At 35.7% G+C, this 6,913-nt stretch carries 3 protein-coding genes; all 3 read left to right on the top strand.

What is annotated here, in order from left to right:
* On the top strand, positions 1-3,134 hold a 3,134-nt coding region (locus AC1M9H_RS10175; protein WP_481613306.1), incomplete at its 5' end, for a BapA/Bap/LapF family large adhesin.
* A 1,028-nt stretch (positions 3,135-4,162) separates the two neighbouring features.
* On the top strand, positions 4,163-4,927 hold the full coding sequence (locus AC1M9H_RS10170) for an AraC family transcriptional regulator (RefSeq protein ID WP_481607777.1): 765 nt from the start codon (positions 4,163-4,165) through the stop codon (positions 4,925-4,927).
* 96 nt (positions 4,928-5,023) lie between these two features.
* Positions 5,024-6,721 carry a 2-isopropylmalate synthase gene (leuA, locus tag AC1M9H_RS10165; protein WP_481613305.1) on the top strand — a complete coding sequence of 566 codons (1,698 nt, stop codon included), beginning with the start codon at positions 5,024-5,026 and terminating at the stop codon, positions 6,719-6,721.
* The last annotated feature ends 192 nt before the right edge of the window (positions 6,722-6,913 follow it).

Below are 6,913 nucleotides of genomic sequence, written 5' to 3'. Positions count from 1 at the left end.
TTGCTGCGAAAACAGAAGCACAAACAAAAGTGACAGCGTTACCTGAGGCAGTACAAGCAGAAAAAGATGCGCTACAAGGTCGTTTAAATGACCTGGTTGATATCACTTTACCAACAGTAAATGATCAAAATGAAAATGATATTTCTGATGATATTGATACTTTACTAGCGGGGGTCGAAGCTTTAATAGAAAGTGCTGAAGAAGCTTATACAACGGCTGAAGAGGATTTAGCTGACGCCTTGCAAGACGGTACTGTAACACAGGCAGAGGCTGATAAATTGCAAGAGTCCCTAGAAGCTGCTCAGGCAGCAAAAACTCTTGCACAACAAGCATTAGACAATATTGATCAAACTTCAGACGCGATTGAAGCTGCAAAAGCTCTATTGCAAGAAAGAATAGATGATCTCGTAGATATTGAGGTACCTGAGCCATTTGCAACAGCGAATAATGATGTGCAATTGGTATTGGATATCACACCGACTGTAGATGTTAATGAAACACCAACAGAGCTTAACTCAACAGGATTTACAGTGGGTTCTGTTGGCTTAGGTCCAGTGTTAAATGCAAGTGTGCTTGAAAGCGTATTTAGCTCCTCAGTTTCCCTTTCAGTCGAAGAAGGCACCGAAAGAGATATTAGTTTCTATGCTGATGCTGGTGGTCTTACAGCAGGGACGATGAACTTATTTATGTATAAGTTAAATGAGTCAACTGGTGAATATGAATTAAAAGAAAAAATTGATAATTGGTATCTCGTTGTATTAGGTGGTGTGTCAGAAACGATAAGTCGTTCTTTAGATGAAGGAGAGTGGCTCATTGTATTAGGTAACGGCCAAGGGTTGTCAGCTGCTACGGGGTATACATTAAGATTTGAATCAGATGCTGTACGTGATTTTAATAATCCAGAAGCTGTGACAGGAACAATAAATGGTAATGTGATTACGGATCAGGATTATCAAAATGGTACAGATGTCGTCCCAGAGGGTAGTAAAATCAGCGGAGTTATTCATGGTGAAGATACCATTAATCAATTTACAGATGGTATTGCAACAATTAAAGGGGAGTATGGCACTTTAACTATCTCTGAAAATGGACAATATACATATACAGTAGATCCATTATTTAGAGATTACGGTGAAGTTGATCGTTTTGTATATGAGGTAACGGCACCAAATGGTGAAAAACGCACAGCTGAATTGAATATTGAATTAGTGCGTGTTGCCACAGATGAAAATGCCATCATTGATAATACAGTATTACTTGATGTTACTCCTGATTTAACTGAAACCACAGGCGAAGAATTAGGTATTTCAAATGCAGTCGCATTGAATTTACTTGATCTAGGTATTGCTGGTGATGTGTTGTCTGCAAGTGTAATTGGTACGGAAGGTGTCATGGACTTCACTGTTGAAGACGGTACTTTCCAAGAAATGACCTTTACCGGTTCCGCGGGCGGGGTAACGATACTTTCAACATTTAGTTTGGTTATCTATCGTTTAGATGAGAATACTCAACAGTTGGTTCAAGTACACGAAATTCCAAATTTTGTTCAAGTGCTCATTGGCGGTGGTGTTTCAACCCCGGTAACATTGAGTTTTGGTGAGGGTACTTACGTTGGTATTATCAAGCAAACTAGTGGTGTAAACGTAATTGGAGGAGCTTCAGCTCAAGTTACAGATGTCAATATTTACGATTATGCAAACCCAGAAACGATAACTGGATCAGTTCAAGGTGATGCGACTCAGATTACGACAGATAAATTAATATTGGTAAATAACACTGATGTGGTTGAAGGTGAAGCTTTAGTTGTACAGGGTCAATATGGCTCACTCAATATTAATACTGACGGTACTTATACCTACAATGTTACAGTTCCACAAAGCACAGTGGGTTGGACTCCACCATATGGTGAGATTGATCGTTTTGAGGTTGTAGTGGAACGAGCAGATGGTACAACTTACATTGAAGTTCTCAATATTAAGATTGATACCAATACAGTAGCTAACGATGCAGAAGTTGTAGAAGTTCAAGCTGCAAACTATTCAACGCTCAATGAATCTGTAGAGTCTGGAATTATTGGATCTGCAAGTCGTACACTAGAATTTAAAGTTGAAGAAGGATCTTATATTAGTAGCTTAGATCTCCAAGGGAATATCACTCGTACTTTAACTAATGATAATCCTTCAATGAGTGTTGTGATTAATAAGGTGACTACTCAGCTTGTCAACGGCGTTGAACAACAAGTGCTTGAACAAGTTTATACCGGAAATGTTAGTATTACATGGCCAGCTGGAACAACATTTAATCCTTCGACATCAACGACTTATGCCTCAGAAATTATTTTAGATGATGGCAAAGTGCTCGATGCAGGTGATTATGTTATTTCAATTAACACAACGAGTGGTACATTTAATTCAGTGAATGTATCTAGTGCATCAATTACTGGAATAATGGTCAATAATATTACTCCAACTGATACACCATTGCTTGAGGGTGATTTATTTGAAAATGATACAGCTATCGACCAAATTGATATTCTGAAAATTGGATCTAAAGAGCTTTATGTAAATGATCCAGCTAAAGGTGGTCAAGAATTCACAGTTCAAGGTAAGCATGGTGTCCTTACTGTGTTCAAAGATGGCACCTATGAGTATCAACCATCAGGTTTAAGTGGAGGTCTTGAAACATTCACCTATACAACAGTTTCTAAAGCGGGAACATCACAATCTGCAACACTTGAAATTAATGTTTCGATGACGTTAACTGGAAGTGATGAGGCAGATACCGTACAAGCATCTGCTTCAATCGATACTTTTACTCTTGGTGAAGGTGCTGATACAGTCCTTTATGATGTGCTCAATCAAGCTCAACATACCGAAAGTCCAGATATTTGGACTGACTTTAATCAAGCTGAAGGTGATCGAGTTGATATTTCTGCTTTATTAAAAGATCAGAATGTTACATCGTCTAACATTGGTGAATTTGTAACGATCAAACAAGATGGTGCAAATACGGTGATTAGTGTTGATACTGATGGGGCTAAAACGAAATATAACCCAACTGAGCTTATTGTTCTGCAAAATACAGATAGCAGTCTTTATGCGATCGATGATCTGTTAAAATATAATCAAATTTAATTAAACAAATGAAAAGAGGTCTTTCGAGACCTCTTTTTATTTTTAAAAATGTGAAATCAAAAGTAATTGGTATGAAAAAAATAAAATTCTAATAATTTGAATAAATTAATTTTTGAAGAACAAAAATTTTATTTGTTATTTCGTCATTTGAAAAATATTCTAATAAAAGAAAATTCATTATGGAGACGCGATTGCAACAAAAAAATCATATCCAAGAACCATTATAGAGCTTTATATGTTAGTCATCAGGGGTAGACTTAATCTTAAAAAAAATGTTGTTTAGGATTTGTTGATAATAAAAAATGGTAATGATTCAAAAAATTAAATTCCTACTCCAAAGAGATTTTCATCTCTATATTTAGACCTCTTTTTGAACGTTATTAAATAGAATATAGTAACAAACACTCGCTCCGTTAAAAAAGTTAACCTTGCTCATTTTTATTTGTGTTTTCAGGTGGCTAGTATGGGGGTAGTAGTAATGTCTAATTTTATAACTCGATATGTGTTGCAGAATTAGGTTATAGAGATCATTTTGCCTGAGTTTGAAGAATAATCCGCTCATTACTCATTATTCACATTGGATTTAAAGGAGTACTTGCATAATTCGATATTCTTAAATTGGTTGAAAACTCAGTGCTTTAACTTTGATTGATTTTGATGCTTAAATAAACATGTGAATATGAAAATTTTAATCTGAAAACTTAACCCTGCTATTTTGTTTTTAGATACAATAGCTTGCATTACGCGACACATAAGTTGTCATTTCCCTTTTAATAAATTCAAAAAGCTTCGTAATATTTGTGACACATAATGACAATTTTAGCGACACAACCTATGTCATTTTTTTGGATATAGCGACACAACCTGTGTTATTTTCCGAAAATAGTTCTTAGACTAAGAAAACTATAACAATTACTTTAATCTATTCATATATCAGCCATTAAGTCAACTACAAAGCTCCCTATAAATATTTTTTATTTCTCGATCATCTATAAAATATGAATTCGAGCATTAAGGAGATACATCTCGTGCATTATTCTCATGGTCAGCTTAGTTATCCAGTCTATGCTTATGCACAGTCGTATGCTCATGGTTATGTAGAAGGGACTCATCAACATGACAGAATCCAGTTACTACATACTCTTTCTGGAGTCATTCATGTACGAACATCAGAAGGAATATGGGTCATCCCTCCATCTAAAGGTATTTGGATACCTGAAAACAAAAAACATTCAATCAAGATATTTGGTAATGTGGAAGCCCGAGGAATATTTGTTGATCCCTTTGCCCGTGCTGATTTCAATAAGCAATGTAGTGTTGTTGCTATTCCAAAACTTTTGTCAGAACTTATTAATCAGGCTGTACAGATAAAAGAAGAAATCTTACCTCATACTAGAAACGAACGGCTTTTGGAACTCATATTAGATGAGTTACGCTTTTTAGAAGAAATTCCATTTCAGTTGCCAGAAGCAAAGTCAGAGATACTCAAAGAAATTTGTGAAAATATCAAAGCAGATCTCTCCGGAACCAACCATTTAGAGATGGTTGCCGAACAGCATGCTTTTAGCTCTAAAACACTTTCAAGACTTTTCCAGAAAGAACTCAATATGAATTTTAGTGTATGGCTGAAGCAAGCAAAATTGCTGCAAGCCTTGACTGATTTGGAAATGAGAAAGCCAATACTCAATATCGCTTTAGATTTAGGCTATGAGAGTCCTAGTGCTTTTTCCTATATGTTTAAAAGACAAATGGGAATGACACCTACAGAATATATAAAGAAAAAATCAGATTAGATTTTGTCTTTTTCTAGATGGTATTTGTCTTTAAATCGAAAGAAAGACAAAAAATGATGATTCATGATGATGTGATTAAAGTCAAAGGATCACATCATGTTAACTCATCCTCAAAATAAATATCGTCCATTCGAATTTTCCAATTTTACTGATAGAACATGGCCAAGTAAAAAAATTACTCACCCTCCTGTTTGGTGTTCAACCGATTTAAGAGACGGTAATCAGGCATTGGCCAATCCTATGGATCACGATAGGAAACTCAAATTTTTCCAAATGCTTGTTGAATGTGGATTCAAGCAAATTGAGGTTGCGTTCCCTGCGGCATCAGAAACTGATTTTAATTTTGTTCGTTACCTCATCGAACATGATCAGATTCCAAATGATGTTTGTATCCAGGTTATGACTCAAGCCCGACCAGACCTAATTGAAAGAACCTTTGAGTCTCTGATGGGAGCAAAGCAAGCGATTGTTCATGTTTACAATGCCACGGCAGAAGTATTCCGCAGAATTGTCTTTCAAAAGTCTAAACAGGAAATTATTGAACTAGCCGTTGCTTCAACACAACAGGTGAAATCTCTATGTGAGCAATATCCAGCAACTAAATGGACTTATGAATATTCTCCGGAGACTTTTTGCTTTACCGAAATTGAGTTTGTGCTAGAAATTTGTGAAGCCGTAGCTGAAGTTTGGGCTCCAAGTCCTAAAAATCCAATGATTATTAATTTGCCCACTACCGTTGAAGTCAGTACACCTAATATTTTCGCCGATCAGATTGAATTTTTTTGTAAAAATTTTACTAAACGAGAACAGGTTTGTATCAGTGTGCACCCTCATAATGATAGGGGAACAGGCGTTGCAACTGCTGAATTAGCATTACTTGCAGGTGCAGACCGTGCTGAGGGCTGTCTATTTGGTAATGGTGAACGTACAGGGAACGTTGATCTTGTGAATATTGCTTTGAATATGTACACACAAGGCATTTATCCTGAACTTGATTTTTCTGACATCAAGAAAGTGGCAGAGATCGTGAAAGAATGTAATGAACTTCCGATTCACCCAAGGCATCCTTATGTAGGTGAATTAGTATTTACAGCTTTTTCAGGTAGTCATCAGGATGCAATTAAAAAGGGTTTTAAAGCGAGAAATGTTCAGGATCATTCATTTTGGGAAGTTCCATATCTGCCTATAGATCCAGCTGATTTAGGGTGCAGTTATGAGGCTGTAATTCGTGTAAATAGTCAATCTGGTAAAAGTGGTGCCGCTTGGATATTGCAGCAAAATCATGGCATAGATTTACCACTAAAGTTACAAAAAGATTTTAGCCAAATCGTGCAAAAGATGACGGATAACAATAAGAAAGAGTTATCTCATGCTGAAATTTGGACAGTATTTAGAACGGAATATGGTATAAACGCTAATGAAGATAATTTTGAACTTGTAAGTTATCAATCGGATAAAAAAGATGATGTTTATGAAGTCAAACTATCTATTGAGTTACACGGTGAGATTATCAATCTAGTAGGTTGTGGAAATGGATTATTATCTGCCTCAGTCAATGCTTTAAATATGAAATGGCCTTGTAAAATAACGATTGCTGAGTATTCAGAACATACTTTAGGGAAGCAGAGTAGTAGCCGGTCTATTAGTTATATTCGTTGTATAGACTACAGTGGAAATACGTATTGGGGAATTGCAATTGATACTGATATTGCTTCCGCATCTATCCAAGCACTATTGAATGCATTTTCTAGGTCGTATAAGTTTAATTATTTAGAAAAATTACAATTAATATGACTACAGTGATTAGGCAGGTGACTATATAGTGTTATTTTTTAAAGCAGAGATTTATATTTCTAATCGGTATGTGGTACTAAGGAAAAAAACATTCACAATAAAATTTTTGAATGATTAAATTATTGGAAGGAAGTAAGATGATTTAGCATTTTGCTTCCGACCATCCAAAGTCAAAATTGCTTCATGAACTAT

Source organism: Acinetobacter sp. ANC_7512 (assembly GCF_056779935.1).
This window is presented reverse-complemented; position numbering and strand designations above follow the sequence as displayed.